The organism is Nocardioides sp. AN3 (assembly GCF_054653495.1).
This window is the reverse complement of sequence record NZ_BAAIGC010000004.1, coordinates 1-14,097: the sequence shown is the minus strand read 5'-3', so window position 1 is coordinate 14,097 and position 14,097 is coordinate 1. Positions and strand designations below refer to the sequence as shown.

Below are 14,097 nucleotides of genomic sequence, written 5' to 3'. Positions count from 1 at the left end.
GCCGAGCCGGGTGCGACGCCTAGCCTGACGCCGTGCCGACGCCGGGAGAGATCGACTACCACCAGCGCAACCCGATCGGGACCCATGTCCAGGTCGGCAAGGGCCTCGTCGCGGGCGCTCTGGCGCAGGCCGACCTGCTCGGCTGCGAGACGCTCCAGATCTTCGTCGGCAATCCGCGAGGCTGGGCGCTGTCGGCCGGGAAGCCGGACGAGGACAAGGAGTTCAGGCGCCAACTGGAGAGCCGCGGCATGCGGGCGTTCATCCATGCGCCGTACCTCGTCAACCTCGGCTCCCCCACCCCAGCGACGTTCGAGAGGTCGGCGGCCGTTGTCGCGCACAACCTGCGCCGCGCCGCCGAGATCGGAGCGGAGGGCGTCGTCGTCCACACCGGCTCCTTCGTCTCCACCGACGGGGAGCGGGTTGAGCAGCTGGCAACGGCGATGAGCCAGGTGCGCGAGGCGCTGCTGCCGGTCCTCGAGGCGATCGAGGGTGACGACGCGCCATGGCTGCTGCTCGAGCCGACCGCCGGGCAGGGACGCTCCCTGTGCGCGGAGGTGGAGGACCTGACGGCCTACCTGGGCGCCCTGGACTTCCACCCGAAGGCGGGCGTCTGTCTCGACACCTGCCACGTGTTCGCGGCCGGGGCGCCTCTCGACGAGCCGGGCGGCACGACGGCGAGCGTCGACCGGCTCGTGGAGATCGGCGGTCCGGGGCGGCTGCGCCTGATCCATGCCAACGACTCGATGGACGTGCGCGGAGCGTTCAAGGACCGGCACCAGAAGATCGGTCAGGGGCACATCGGCACCGGCGCGTTCAAGGAGCTGTTCGCCCATCCTGCCACCGCCGGCGTGCCGTTCATCCTGGAGACGCCCGACTCGCGCGATGTCGACAACGTGGACATCCCGCTGCTCAAGGAGCTTCGCGCCGCATCCCAGTAGATGGACAGACGGTCCCGGATGGCGGACACCTCCTCTACTCTCGACGGCGTGACGCCTACGTCGTATTTCTTTGGATGCCTGCCGGGAGCTCCCGTGCGGGCCGTCCTGTCGTAGGACCGCTCACACCCGACGAAGACGCCCCGGCCTGTGCCCGGGGCGTTCCTCATGTCCGGGGCAGGCCGGCCAACCGAGAGGAACACATCATGGTCGTGGTCATGGCTCCCGACGCCACCGACGAGGACATCGCGCGCGTCGTCGAGCGGGTGGAGGGGGTGGGCGGCGAGGCCTTCGTCAGCAAGGGCCTCACCCGCACCATCATCGGGCTCGTCGGCGACATCGACTCCTTCCACCACCTCAACCTCCGCACGCTGGCCGGGGTGGCCGACGTCCACCGCATCTCGGATCCCTACAAGCTCGTGAGCCGACAACACCATCCCGACCGCTCGACGGTCTGGGTGCGCGGCGTGCCGATCGGTCCCGACACCTTCACCTTCATGGCCGGCCCGTGTGCGGTCGAGTCCGCCGAGCAGACGCTCGAGGCGGCTCTCATGGCCAAGGCTGCAGGCGCGACGATCCTGCGGGGCGGAGCGTTCAAGCCGCGGACGTCGCCGTACGCCTTCCAGGGGCTCGGCGTGCGCGGCCTGGAGATCCTGGCGGATGTCCGGCAGGCCACCGGCCTGCCGGTGGTCACCGAGGTCGTCGACGCCCGCGACGTGCCCGTCGTGGCGGAGTTCGCCGACATGCTGCAGATCGGCACCCGCAACGCCCAGAACTTCGGACTCCTCCAGGCTGCCGGCCAGGCGGGGCTGCCCGTGCTGCTCAAGCGTGGCTTCAGCTCGACGATCGAGGAGTGGCTGATGGCGGCGGAGTACGTCGCCCAGCGCGGCAACCTCGACATCGTCCTGTGCGAGCGCGGGATCCGGACGTTCGAGCCGTCGACGCGCAACACCCTGGACATCTCCGCCATCCCGGTGGTGCAGGCCTCCTCGCACCTCCCGATCATCATCGACCCGTCGCACGCGTCGGGTCGCCGCGAGCTCGTCGTGCCGCTCTCCCGGGCGGCCATCGGCGTGGGCGCCGACGGCCTCATCGTCGACATCCACCCCCATCCCGAGGACGCGCTCTGCGACGGGCCGCAGGCCCTCGTCGGGGCCGAGCTGCGGGAGCTGGCGGCGGCGGTGCGGACGATGCCGCCGCTCGTGGGACGCGTCGACGCTTCGGAGCGGGCCACGATCGTGGCGTAGCCTGCCGTGCGATGAAGTTCTGCATGCAGTGCGGCCACGAGCTCGGGGCCAGCCGCACCTGTCCTGGCTGTGGCACGACCGTCCCGGTCGAGCCGCCGCCCGCTCCGCAGCAGCCGCGACCCGGCATCCGCTATCCGCTGTTCGCCGACGAGGTGGACACGGTGAACGTCACGACGTCGGGTCACGTCCTCACCACCCCCGTGCGCGATCCCCTCGCGGCTCCGCCGGAGGCGCCCACGCAGATGCGGCTGCCTCCGGTGTCGGTCATGCCCCGTCGACGGGCGACACCGGCGGTGTGGGTGACGCTGACGGCCTTCGTCCTCGGCGTCCTCGCGGTGGGCGCCTGGATGCTGCTGCACGGCGGGTCATCCTCCGACGGCCAACGCGCCGACGCCTCGCACTCGGCCGGATCGGCCGGCGCGAGCGACGTCGCGTCCAACGCGGCCGCATCGGCACCGGTCACGCGAGCGCCGGGCGTCGACACGGCGGGCAACACGACGTCGTACGCCGCCTCGAACATGATCGACGGCGACCCGCACACCGCCTGGGAGATGGAGGGCGACGGCACCGGCAAGGTCCTGACCTTCACCCTCGCGAAGCGGACGCAGCTCTCCCAGGTCGGCCTCGTGAACGGCTATGCCAAGACCGGCACGGAGGGTGGGACGAGCCTGGACTGGTACGCCGGCAACCGGCGCGTCCTGCGCGTCGAGTGGCTCTTCGACGACGGCAGCACGGTCACCCAGGACCTGCGCGAGACGACCGCCATGCAGACCACGGCGGTGCGGGTGACGACGAAGACCGTCCGGCTCCGGCTCATCGAGGTGAGCGCTCAGGGCACCGGCCCGGCCGGCAGGAACATGACGCCCATCAGCGAGGTGCTGCTCTCCGGCCAGCCCGGCTGATCGCGACCTGCGTATCCTCACCGGCGTGCCCCGCATCACCGTCGCTCCGGCCTCGCCCGCGGACCTGGACGTCGTGATGGCGATCTGGGCCGCGGCGAATGCGACGCGGCGGCGGCCCCCGGGCGCCGTGCGGACGGAGCGGGTCCGGGAGAAGCTGGCCACCGGCGAGGTCGTGCTCCTCGCCCACTACGGCGATCGTCCCGCCGGGATGGCGCTGGCCGAGACCTTCGTCGACGGCGACTCCCCCAACCCGTCGACGGGCCACATCTCGATGGTCTTCGTCGATCCCGCCGTCTGGGGCTCCGGCGTCGGCACCAAGCTGCTCCGCGACCTCCAGACCCGCTGGTCCCGGCTCTCGGTCTGGACGCGGACCGACAACCGGCGCGCGCAGCGGCTCTACCTCGGCGCCGGCTTCACCGACTCGGGCAACCGCTCCGCGCTCCAGGACGGCGAGGAGATCATGCAGCTCGTCTGGGGCTGACCCGCCGAGCCCCGGGTTGTCGTCCGCCGAACCCCGGGTTGTTGTCCGCCGAGCCCCGGGTTGTCGTCCGCCGAACCCCGGGTTGTTGTCCGCCGAGCCCCGGGTTGCGCCGGCGGACGGACCGGTTTCCACGCACAGCAGCGGTTCCGGCGTACGTCGTCCACACGGGTGCGCCATGGACAGCCGATCAGGCAGCTCATCACTGGATGGTCGTCGGCATGGACACCATCACCGTGCCGGATGCCCCTTTCCGGCTATCAGACCTGCCGAGCCACGGACTCTCCCGGGGGCAACTGCGCAGGCTCGTCGAGGAGGGCGACGTGCGCCGGATGATCCGCGGCGTCTATGTCCACGCCGACGTGGAGCAGACGATCGCGTTACGAGCACGAGCCCTCGCCCTCGTGCTCGATGACGGCCACGTCGCCTGCGACCGGACAGCGGCGTGGGTGCATGGCATCGACGTTCTGACCGCGGAGGAGCTTGAGATCCCACCGCCGATCGAGACCTGCACCTTGAGTGGTCATCACCCGACGGAGCGTGTTGACGCGGACGGGCACGAGCGTGATCTCGAGCCGGGCGACATCATGACGATCGACGGCTTGCGAGTCACGACGGCGCTCCGCACCGCGCTGGACCTCGGCTGCCTGCTCCGCCGTCGCGAGGCGTATGCCGCGCTGAACGGGTTCGCGCGACGGCACGGCATCACCCAGGAGCAGCTCGCCGCGGAGACGCAGCGTCGCTATGGCGGAAGGCGCGGTGTCCGGCAGTTGAGAGCACTCACCCCGCTGGTCGATCCGCGCCCCGAGTCCCCACGCGAGTCGTGGACGCTGCTGGCGATCCACGACGCCGGCCTGCCGCTTCCCGAGCCGCAGGTCTGGGTAGACGTCGACGGCGTTCCGACGTACCGCCTCGACCTCGCCTACCGCCGCCATCGCGTCACCATCGAGTACGACGGCCACGACGCGCATGACCTGACTGATGAGCAGCGCGCGTACGACGCAGAACGACGAGCCTGGTTGCGCGACAACGGCTGGACGGTGATCGTCCTGAAGGTCGGCGCCTTCACCAACCCGGCACTCGACCGATGGCTGAGCCAGCTGTCAGCGGCGCTCCGGCCGAGGTACTCGAACCGTCGCTGGTGAAACGCCAACCGCCCGTCGACGAGCAACAACCCGCGGCTCGACCAACAACAACCCGCGGCTCGACCAACAACAACCCGCGGCTCGACCAACAACAACCCGCGGGTCGACCAACAACAACCCGAGGGTCGGCGAGCAACAACCCGAGGCTCGGCGGTCAGGCCTTGCGGAGCATGTCGGCGACGAGGAAAGCCATCTCGAGTGACTGGACGCGGTTGAGGCGAGGGTCGCAGACGGACTCGTAGCGGTGCGCCAGGTCGGCGTCGGTCAGCATCTCCCCGCCGCCGACGCACTCGGTGACGTTGTCGCCGGTCAGCTCGACGTGGAGGCCGCCGGGCCACGTGCCGAGTGCCCGGTGCACGTCGAAGAAGCCTTGGACCTCGTCGAGGACGTCGTCGAAGTTGCGGGTCTTGTAGCCCGAGGACGCCTCGAAGGTGTTCCCGTGCATCGGGTCGGTGATCCAGGCGACCTGCAGGCCTTCGGCGGTCACCTTCTCGATGATCGGCGGGAGTCCCTCGCGGATCTTTCCGGCGCCGAAGCGTGTGATGAAGGTCAGCCGACCGGGCTGGTTGGCGGGGTTGAGCTTCGCGGCCAGCGAGATCGCGTCGTCGGGCGACGTCGTCGGGCCGAGCTTCACGCCGATCGGGTTCTTGATGCGCGACAGGAGCTCGACGTGAGCGCCGTCGAGCTGGCGGGTGCGCTCGCCGATCCAGACGAAGTGCCCCGAGACGTCGTACGGCTGCTCGGTTCGCGAGTCGATGCGGGTGAGCGCGTGCTCGTACTCGAGGATCAGCGCCTCGTGTGAGGAGTGGAAGTCGACGGTGTGGAACTCGTCGGGGTCGGCGACGCCGATGGCGTGCATGAACGCCATGGCGCGGTCGATCTCACCGGCCAGCGCCTCATACTTCGTTGCGAAAGGCGAGCCCTTGACGAAGTCCTGGTTCCAGGTGTGCACCTGACGCAGGTCGGCGTAGCCGCCGGTGACGAACGCGCGGACGAGGTTGAGGGTGGCGGCCGACGCGTTGTAGACGTCGACCAGCCGCTGCGGGTCGGGCACACGGGCCTCAGGCGTGAAGTCGTAGCCGTTGACGGCGTCGCCGCGGTAGGCCGGCAGCGTCACGCCCTCACGGGTCTCGGTGTCCTTGGAGCGCGGCTTGGCATACTGCCCCGCCAGGCGACCGATCTTCACGACCGGCACGGAGGCGGCGTAGGTCAGCACGACCGCCATCTGCAGCAGCACCCGCAGCTTCGCGCGCACGTTGTCGGCCGTGAGTCCCGCCAGCGTCTCGGCGCAGTCGCCACCCTGGAGGATGAACGCCTCGCCGCGGCTCACCGCGGCGATTCGCTCGGTCAGGTCGTCGCACTCGCCGGCGAAGACGAGCGGCGGCATGGTGCGCAGCTTGTCGACCGCGGCCTGCACCGCCGCGCTGTCGGGGTAGGTCGGTTGCTGCGCAGCTCCCAGCGCGTGCAGGTCGGCCAGGCTGGGGATCTCAAGACTCACTGCATCAGGGTACGGCGGCGACCACCCCAGCGACGAACGCCCGCCAACAGGCGGATCAGCCCGGCTCGATGATGTGGAGGCGCTCGAGGAGCACGAGGAACGCGAAGGCGAAGTCGTTGGCCTTCGTCTGAGCACGGACGACATCCCAGTCGACCTGCTCGCGGACCGCCCGAGCAGCCGGGAGCACCTTGCCGAAGTCGCAGGCGTGCTCCTCCATCGCGTTGAGCTTGTCCGACATCAGCGTCGTCGCCGGCAGCACCGGCATCGCGACGGACTCCACCTCCAGCTCGTCCACCCCTTCGAAGTGCGCCCGCTCGACCGGGACGCCGGCGCTGCGGAAGAGGATGTCGACCATGCTGGGCGAGGGCCCCTCGCCCACGAAGACCTTGAAGAGCCAGTCCTCCGGTGGCTGCACGACCTGCAGTCCCTGCTCGGCCAGCCGAGACATCACCTGCGGCGCGTCGGCCTCAGCGACCATGAAGTCGACGTCGTGCTCCGGCTCGGGGCCGCCTCGAGCCCACAACGCATAGCCGCCCGTCAGCGCGAACGGGGCGTCGGCGCCCTTCAACGTGACGGCAACCAGCTTGAGCGCCTCGCGCAGATCGCGCTGCGCTTCGCGGAGGTGTTGGCCCGCCTGCGGCATTCCCCGCCATTACCCGGGTACCAGCGGCGCATGCGTGTCGTCACCTTCAACATCCTGAACGGACGCTCGCCGGACCGGCACGAAGTCGACATTCCGACGTTCGCAGCGGCGATCAAGAGCCTCGACGCCGACGTGCTCGCCCTGCAGGAGGTCGACCGGTGCCAGCCGCGGTCCGGCCAGAGCGACCTGACCGCCGTGGCCTGCGAAGCCACGGGGGCCGAGCATCACCAGTTCGTGGCCGCTCTGGCCGGCACCCCGGGCGCGACCTGGACCGCGGCGACGGGCGAGGAGCAGCCCGACAGCGCGGCGTACGGCATCGCGCTCCTCTCCCGCTACCCCGTCTCCGCATGGGAGACCATCCGGCTTCAGCCCGTGCCCGTGCCGGCGCCGGTCCGCCATCCAGGCAGCCGGCTGCCGTCACTGGTGCGAGACGAGCCCCGTGTGGCGGTCGCTGCCGTGGTGGAGACGCCGCTGGGGACGATGACGATCGCGAACACCCATCTGTCCTTCGTGCGGTGGTGGAACGGCCGCCAGCTGCGGCTGCTGATGCGCTCCCTCGCCCATCTCCCCCGCCCGCTGCTGCTGACCGGCGACCTCAACATGGGGCCCGACCGCGCGGCGATGCTGACGGGGCTGACCGGAGTGGCCGACCATCTGACGTTCCCGTGGGACGAGCCACGCGTGCAACTCGACCACATCATGGCCGACCCTCCCCTGAGGGCTCGCACGTCCGTACGCCGGCTGCCGGTGTCCGACCACGTCGCCCTCATCGCCGACCTGGAGGTCCGAAGCGCCTCCTGAGCGAACTGCTCAGCCGAAGAACACCTGGGCCTCGGCATACTCCTTCGGGCTGACGAGCTTGAGCTCGCCGGTCGCCTCGGCGAGCGGCACGCGGACGATCGAGGCGCCTCGCAGCGCCGTCATCACGCCGAAGTCGCCCTCCGCGACCGCGTCGACGGCATGCAGCCCGAGTCGGGTCGCGAGCCACCGGTCGAAGGCGGTGGGCGTGCCTCCGCGCTGGACGTGGCCGAGCACGACCGCGCGCGCCTCACAGCCGACGCGCTGCTCGATCTCGTGCGCAAGCCGGTCACCGATGCCACCGAGGCGGACGTGCCCGAACGCATCCAGCTCGCCGTCCTGCAGCGTCATGCCGGACCCGTCGCGCGGGACGGCCCCTTCCGCGACGACCAGGATCGGGGCGTAACGAGACTCGAAGCGGCTCTTGACGAGCGCACACACCTCGTCGATGTCGAAGGGCTGCTCGGGGATGAGCACGATGTTCGCGCCGCCGGCGATGCCGCTGTGCAGCGCGATCCAGCCGGCGTGGCGCCCCATGACCTCGACCACCAGCACCCGGTGGTGCGACTCGGCGGTCGTGTGCAGCCGGTCGATGGCCTCGGTGGCGATGTTGACGGCGGTGTCGAAGCCGAAGGTGAAGTCCGTGCCGGAGAGGTCGTTGTCGATGGTCTTGGGCACGCCGACCACCTGCACGCCGTCCTCAGCCAGTCGGGTCGCCACGCCGAGCGTGTCCTCGCCTCCGATCGCGACCAGCGCGTCGACCCCGTCGGCCCCGAGCTGCGCGCGGATCCGCTCGATGCCGTCGGGCAGCTTGAGCGGGTTGGTCCGGCTCGATCCCAGGATTGTGCCGCCGCGGGGCAGGATGCCGCGACACTGCTCGACGCCGAGCTCCATCGTCAGTCCCTCGAGCGGCCCCTTCCAGCCGTCGCGGTAGCCGACGAACTCGAAGCCGTGCTCCCGCACGCCCTTGCGCACGACGGCCCGGATGACGGCGTTGAGCCCCGGACAGTCACCGCCACCGGTCAGCACTCCTACGCGCATGAAGACCTCCTCTTGGATCGTTCACGAGACGTTGGTCACACCCTGTCATGACGCCCAAGCGGCTGGCGAGGGCCACGCCGGGTGTCGCCGGATCCCACTACTCTGCGGAACATGACGTTCTCGATCGTGGCCCGATCCGCCGATGGTGAGTCATGGGGCGTCGCCGTCGCCTCCAAGTTCCTGGCCGTCGGCTCGGCTGTCCCCGCCGCGGTGGCCGGTGTCGGCGCCATCGCCACGCAAGCGAGCGCCAACGTCGCCTACAAGGGCCTGGCGCTCTCCCACCTCGACGACGGCGCCACCGCCGCCGTGGCTCTGCAGCGGCTGCTTGAGGAGGACGAGGGGCGCGACCACCGCCAGGTCGGCATCGTCGACGTCGACGGCAACGCCGCCTCGCACACCGGACCGGCCTGCCTCGACTGGGCCGGCTCGCTGACCGGGGACGGCTACGCGATCCAGGGCAACATCCTCGCCGGCTCCGAGGTCATCGAGGCCATGGAGGCCGCGTGGCTCGCGTCCGACCCGGGGGCACCGCTCGCGCGTCGACTGCTGGCCGCCCTGAGCGCCGGCGACGAGGCCGGCGGGGACAGACGCGGCCGACAGAGCGCGGCGATCCTCGTCGTGCGCGAGGGCGCGGGCTACGACGGCGGCGACGACATCGCGGTCGACCTGCGCGTCGACGATCACGAGACGCCGATCCCCGAGCTCCTGCGGTTGCTCGACCTCAACGACCTCTACCTGACGGCCTCCACCGAGGAGGAGAAGGTGCCCGTCACCGCCGAGCTCGACGAGGAGCTGCAGGCCTTCGCCCGGGCCCAGGGGGCTCCCGACTTCCACGCGTGGGTAGGCGCTGAGAACTACGAGATGCGGGTCGCCGACGACCTCTCCTGGATCGACGAGCGGATCCTGGCGATCGTCCGGGGCTCATGAGCGTCCTCGCGATCGACGCCGGCACCACCGGCGTCACCGCCCTGGTCGTGACACCTGAGGGGAGGGTCGTCGCCCGCGGCTACCAGGAGTTCCCGCAGCACTTCCCGCGTCCCGGCTGGGTCGAGCACTCGCCCGAGGAGATCTGGGCGGCCACCCTGTCGGCGACGCAACAGGCGGTGGCGGCGTACGACGGCTCGCTCACCGCGCTCGGCATCACCAACCAGCGCGAGACCGTGCTCCTGTGGGACCGCGAGACACTCGGCTCACCCCGTCGCGCGATCGTCTGGCAGGACCGGCGCACGGCGCCGATCTGCGACCGGCTCCGGGAGGCGGGTCACGAGGAGCGGGTCACCGATGTGACGGGGCTCCGCCTGGACCCCTACTTCTCCGCGACGAAGCTCGCCTGGATCGCCGAGCACGAGCCCCACACGTGGTCGCTGGTGGAGACCGGGCGCTATGCGGTCGGCACCGTCGAGTCCTATCTCGTCGCTCGGATGACCCGCGGCATCTGGCACGTCAGCGACGTCTCCAACGCCTGCCGCACGCTTCTCTTCGACCTCGCCGCCGGGGACTGGTCCGATGAGATGTGCGAGCTGTTCGGCGTGCCGCGCGATGCCCTCCCCGAGCTGGTGCCCAACTGGGGTGCCCCCATGGTCACCGACCCACGCACCTTCCTGGGTCTGGAGCTGCCGATCGCCGGTCTCGCCGGCGACCAGCAGTCGGCGCTCTTCGGCCAGACCTGCTTCGACGTGGGCGACGCGAAGTGCACCTACGGCACCGGGTCGTTCGTCCTCACCAACACCGGCTCGACCATCGAGCGCTCCGACGCCGGCCTGCTCTCCACCGCGGCCTGGCGCTCCCCGGACGGCGAGCTGACCTACGCCCTCGAGGGCGCGATCTTCGTGACCGGAGCCGCCGTGCAGTGGCTGCGGGACGGGCTTCAGATCGTCGGATCCGCGGCAGAGACCGACGCGATCGCCAGCACGGTGCCTGACAGCGGCGACGTCGTCTTCGTGCCCGCGCTGACCGGCCTCGGCGCGCCCTACTGGGACCCACACGCCCGCGGCACGATCGTCGGCATCACCCGCGGCACGACGCGCGGCCACCTCGTGCGCGCCACGCTCGAGGCGATCACGTTCGAGGTGCGCGACGTGCTGGAGACGATGCCGGAGCTGGCCTGTCTCCGCGTGGACGGAGGGGCCTCGGCCAACGACCTGCTCTGCCAGCTGCAGGCAGACCAGCTCGGGGTCACGGTGACCCGGCCGGCTCAGGTCGAGACGACCGGCCTCGGGGCGGCGTTCCTGGCCGGTCTGGGCACCGGCGTCTGGTCGTCCACCGACGACCTCCGCGAGACCTGGTCGATCGACCGCGAGTTCAGCCCGGTCGCCTCACGAGAGACCGCCGACGCGTCGTATGCCCGATGGAAGGACGCCGTCGAGCGGTCGAAGGGGTGGGCCCGCGGGTAGTTGCATCGGCGGGGTAATTCGGGACGCTTCCGACCATGACCGACGAGTAGACCGTGGGAAACGTCCCGAACTAGCCCGTCGACCCACCCTCCAGGCGGGCGACCCGGGCCTGGGCGTCGGCGAGCCGGGCGGCCGCAGCGTCGCGGTTCTCCTCGGCGTCGGTGAGCTCGTCGTCGACCTCCTCGGCACGCTCCTCGAGGTCGGCGACGCGACGCCGGGCCTCCTCCAGCTCGGCCTCCACCTGCAACGCGCGTGCTTCCAGCGCCTTGACCTGCTTCTGGGCCTCGTCGTGCTCGCGCCGCGCGTCGGCCAGGGTCTCGCGCGCCTCCTCGAGCTCCTCCTCGCGGCGCCGCCGGTCCTCCTCGTCGGGGTCCGGACCGGGCACGACCCGCAGCTCGCGTGAGACCGGCGCCGCCTCGAACCCCAGCGCCTCCGGCACCGCAACCGCTGCCGCAGCGTCGACGGCGTCGACCCCCGTGGCAGCAAGCGGCACGACGAGCAAGCCACTTCGGACGGCGGCCGCCGCCCCCGCATCGAGCATGGCAGCGGTCAGGGTGGCCTCGACCTGGTCGGCGACGGCGTCGGTGACCTTGACCCCACGCTCGCGCGCGACCGCTCGCGCGCGAGTGGTCACCGCGGCCGTGAGCTGGCGACGCTGCTTCGTGAGCTCGCGCAGCTGCGCGGCATCCATGCCCGCGGCGGCGTTGCGAAGCGCCTCGCCCACCGCGAGCACCTGCTCGACCTGTTCGGTCTCGTGTCGCACCAGCAGGTTCACCACCCATGCGGACAGGACGGGCTTGCGCAGTGCCTTCACGCTCGCCTTCTCCCCGGCGTCCTTCAGCTCCTTGGCCCGCGCATCTCTGGCCGGCGTGAACGCCGCCAGCGGCAGGGCATAGAGCTCGTCAGCCAGCGCGAGGAGGTCGGTCATCGGACCAGCCACTCCTCGTGGGCGGCGAGCATGCGTCGGTGCAGTTCCTCGAGGGCCTCGTCCTCGACACCGACCAGCGAGACCCCGAGGCCGACGATCGCCGCTCGCCAGTCGGCATACGCCCGAAGGTCTCGAGCGAAGGAAGCGTGGCCCGTGCGGAAGTGCCGGATGCCGCGGATGGTGTCGGCTCCGCGGTCGTCTCGCCGTTGCACGACGAGGAGCCGGGTGAATGCGCCCTGCGGCGGCGTCGAGAGCCGCGCGTGGTTGTCGTCGACGACGGCCTGGGTGACGCCGGCCGGGCCGACGACGCTGCCGATGAAGCTGCTGGCCGGGTCGTGGTGGAACGTCCAGCCCCGCTCGGAGAGGCGGGCGATGCGATAGACGTAGCGCCCTTGCCGGTGCACGCCCTCGACCAACGGCAGGGGGTCACGGAAGGCGTCGCCGTACCCGAGGTCGGGCCACCAACGGCCGCCCGGGTTCTCCGCCGTGGGCAGGCCGCTGACGACGAGCACCAGATGGTCGACCTCGCCCGACGAGCCGAGCTCCTCGAGCATCGCGGCCGGGTGCCGCTCCACAGTGAAGCCGAGCTCGCTCAGCACCAGCTCGACGGCACCGTTGTGGTGGAAGCAGTAGCCGGCGTTGCCGCCTCGTCCGATCCGTTCGAGCGTCTCGGCGGGATCTGCCGACGGTGGTGCGACGCCCGTGATGGGACTGAGCATGATGGCGAGGTTCTCGTAGGGCACCGCGTCCAGATGGCGATGATGGAGCTCGACCAGCGTCTCCAGCGTCGGAGCCGGGCGGTCTCGAAACCCGACGCGAGCCAGGTAGCTGTCAACGCTCATCGCACATACCGCCCACGCCGGTGGAACAGCGGCTCCTCGTCGTCACCGACGACGAGCTCTTCGATGACGCCGGTGACCTCGAGGGACCACCCGACCGGCCGAGCCGACTCGATCCGCACACCCGTCCACGTGGCGGCATCCGAGAGCCGCGGACCCCACGGCGTCTCCTCGAACGCGGCCATCCGGAACGGACCGCCTGGAGCGGGCGCCGTCCCCGCGAACGCCTCGGCGAGGTCACGATGCGGCCACGTGAGGAGCTGGACGACGCAGGTCTGGGTCTCCTCGAGCGCCTCCGCCAGGTCGCTGTCCGGGTCGATCAGCGCGACCAGACGAGCGGGCTCACCGGGGGCGACCAGGAACGAGGAGACAGTCAACCCGGCCCGGTCACCCTCAGCACCCGCCGTCCACAGCGACACCGTCCCCCCGAGCCGTCCGCGCAGCCGCCGGACCGGATCGTCCGGCGTGGGGAACGGATGGGTGTCGTGGATGGTCAAGCCGCGGGCTTGTCGTGCGCCTCGACGGCCTGCTGCTTGGCGAGCTCCTTGGCGCGGTTGGCGTACATGTCGACGTACTCCTGGCCGGAGAGCTTCATGATCTCGTACATGATCTCGTCGGTGATCGACCGCAGGATGTAGCGGTCGTTCTCCAGGCCCTCGTAGCGCGAGAAGTCGAGCGGCTTGCCGAAGCGGACCGTCGGCTGCGCGAAGCGGCCGAAGGCCTTGCCCGGCGGCGCCACCTCGTCGGTCTTGATCACCGCGACGGGGATGACAGGCGCCTTGGTGATGAGGGCGAGACGGGCGACGCCCGTCTTGCCGCGGTAGAGGCGACCGTCGTGGGAGCGAGTGCCCTCGGGGTAGATCCCGAACAGCTCGCCCTCCGCCAGCACCTTCTGCGCCGCCAGCAGTGCACCCTCGGCCGCATCGGCGCCGGAGCGGTCGATCGGGACGTTGCCGGTGCCGGAGAAGAACGTCTTCTTGAACCAACCCTTCAGGCCGGGCTCGGTGAAGTACTCCGCCTTCGCCACGAAGCGCACCATGCGCGGCAGGCCGAGCGGCATGAACAGCCAGTCGGCGTAGGAGAGGTGGTTGCCGGCGAGGATCGCCGGACCCTCGGCAGGGACGTTCTCGGCGCCCTCCACGCGGGGCCGGAAGACCAGTTTCAGCCATGGGCCGATGGCCACCCACTTGAGCACCGAGTAGAACAGCCGCACGAACACCCTCGAATCCTTGCAGAATGCACCTGTGACC

At 70.7% G+C, this 14,097-nt stretch carries 15 protein-coding genes; 8 read left to right on the top strand and 7 right to left on the bottom strand.

The features are described from left to right. The first annotated feature begins 32 nt into the window (after positions 1–32). The 5 genes from ACYQ1K_RS06075 to ACYQ1K_RS06055 all read left to right on the top strand — a co-directional run bounded on the left by ACYQ1K_RS06075 (position 33) and on the right by ACYQ1K_RS06055 (position 4,707). Positions 33–938 (top strand): deoxyribonuclease IV, encoded by a 906-nt coding sequence (locus ACYQ1K_RS06075; RefSeq protein WP_459981927.1) that lies wholly within the window; start codon positions 33–35, stop codon positions 936–938. Between the two features lie 203 nt (positions 939–1,141). Then, positions 1,142–2,182, top strand: a complete 1,041-nt coding sequence (gene aroF, locus ACYQ1K_RS06070) for a 3-deoxy-7-phosphoheptulonate synthase (protein WP_459981926.1) — start codon at positions 1,142–1,144, stop codon at positions 2,180–2,182. An 11-nt stretch (positions 2,183–2,193) separates the two neighbouring features. Further along, entirely contained in the window at positions 2,194–3,084 is an 891-nt protein-coding gene (locus ACYQ1K_RS06065; protein WP_459981925.1) for an NADase-type glycan-binding domain-containing protein, read from the top strand. Positions 3,085–3,109: 25 nt separating this feature from the next. After that, positions 3,110–3,565, top strand: coding sequence for a GNAT family N-acetyltransferase (locus ACYQ1K_RS06060; protein WP_459981924.1), 456 nt, complete (start codon positions 3,110–3,112; stop codon positions 3,563–3,565). A gap of 218 nt (positions 3,566–3,783) precedes the next feature. Continuing rightward, on the top strand, positions 3,784–4,707 hold the full coding sequence (locus ACYQ1K_RS06055; protein ID WP_459981923.1) for a type IV toxin-antitoxin system AbiEi family antitoxin: 924 nt from the start codon (positions 3,784–3,786) through the stop codon (positions 4,705–4,707). A 154-nt stretch (positions 4,708–4,861) separates the two neighbouring features. Here ACYQ1K_RS06055 and ACYQ1K_RS06050 read toward each other — a convergent pair whose 3' ends face one another. Together ACYQ1K_RS06050 and ACYQ1K_RS06045 are read right to left on the bottom strand one after the other, a co-directional pair. Further along, complete coding sequence (locus ACYQ1K_RS06050) at positions 4,862–6,205, bottom strand: class II 3-deoxy-7-phosphoheptulonate synthase (protein WP_459981922.1); 1,344 nt, start codon at positions 6,203–6,205, stop codon at positions 4,862–4,864. A 55-nt stretch (positions 6,206–6,260) separates the two neighbouring features. Next, complete coding sequence (locus ACYQ1K_RS06045) at positions 6,261–6,848, bottom strand: nucleotidyltransferase domain-containing protein (protein ID WP_459981921.1); 588 nt, start codon at positions 6,846–6,848, stop codon at positions 6,261–6,263. Between the two features lie 30 nt (positions 6,849–6,878). Between ACYQ1K_RS06045 and ACYQ1K_RS06040 the strand changes: the two genes are divergently transcribed. After that, positions 6,879–7,649, top strand: a complete 771-nt coding sequence (locus ACYQ1K_RS06040) for an endonuclease/exonuclease/phosphatase family protein (RefSeq protein ID WP_459981920.1) — start codon at positions 6,879–6,881, stop codon at positions 7,647–7,649. Between the two features lie 9 nt (positions 7,650–7,658). On the opposite strand, the gene ACYQ1K_RS06035 is transcribed toward ACYQ1K_RS06040, so the two are convergent. Then, on the bottom strand, positions 7,659–8,687 hold the full coding sequence (locus ACYQ1K_RS06035) for a 6-phosphofructokinase (RefSeq protein WP_459981919.1): 1,029 nt from the start codon (positions 8,685–8,687) through the stop codon (positions 7,659–7,661). A gap of 111 nt (positions 8,688–8,798) precedes the next feature. Here ACYQ1K_RS06035 and ACYQ1K_RS06030 point away from each other — a divergent pair, with 111 nt between their 5' ends. Next, on the top strand, positions 8,799–9,614 hold the full coding sequence (locus tag ACYQ1K_RS06030; RefSeq protein WP_459981918.1) for a DUF1028 domain-containing protein: 816 nt from the start codon (positions 8,799–8,801) through the stop codon (positions 9,612–9,614). Continuing rightward, entirely contained in the window at positions 9,611–11,080 is a 1,470-nt protein-coding gene (locus ACYQ1K_RS06025; protein ID WP_459981917.1) for an FGGY family carbohydrate kinase, read from the top strand. The genes ACYQ1K_RS06030 and ACYQ1K_RS06025 overlap by 4 nt, the downstream gene beginning before the upstream one ends. Positions 11,081–11,150: 70 nt before the next feature. On the opposite strand, the gene ACYQ1K_RS06020 is transcribed toward ACYQ1K_RS06025, so the two are convergent. From ACYQ1K_RS06020 to ACYQ1K_RS06005, 4 genes are read right to left on the bottom strand one after another with little or no spacing between them, the layout of a single operon-like run. Next, positions 11,151–12,008 (bottom strand): hypothetical protein, encoded by an 858-nt coding sequence (locus ACYQ1K_RS06020; RefSeq protein WP_459981916.1) that lies wholly within the window; start codon positions 12,006–12,008, stop codon positions 11,151–11,153. Continuing rightward, complete coding sequence (locus ACYQ1K_RS06015) at positions 12,005–12,850, bottom strand: arylamine N-acetyltransferase family protein (RefSeq protein WP_459981915.1); 846 nt, start codon at positions 12,848–12,850, stop codon at positions 12,005–12,007. Before ACYQ1K_RS06015 ends, ACYQ1K_RS06020 begins: the two co-directional genes overlap by 4 nt. Then, positions 12,847–13,344: a flavin reductase family protein gene (locus tag ACYQ1K_RS06010; protein WP_459981914.1), complete on the bottom strand. Its 498-nt coding sequence runs from the start codon at positions 13,342–13,344 to the stop codon at positions 12,847–12,849. The genes ACYQ1K_RS06015 and ACYQ1K_RS06010 overlap by 4 nt, the downstream gene beginning before the upstream one ends. Beyond that, positions 13,341–14,066 (bottom strand): lysophospholipid acyltransferase family protein, encoded by a 726-nt coding sequence (locus ACYQ1K_RS06005; RefSeq protein WP_459981913.1) that lies wholly within the window; start codon positions 14,064–14,066, stop codon positions 13,341–13,343. Before ACYQ1K_RS06005 ends, ACYQ1K_RS06010 begins: the two co-directional genes overlap by 4 nt. Positions 14,067–14,097: the final 31 nt, after the last annotated feature.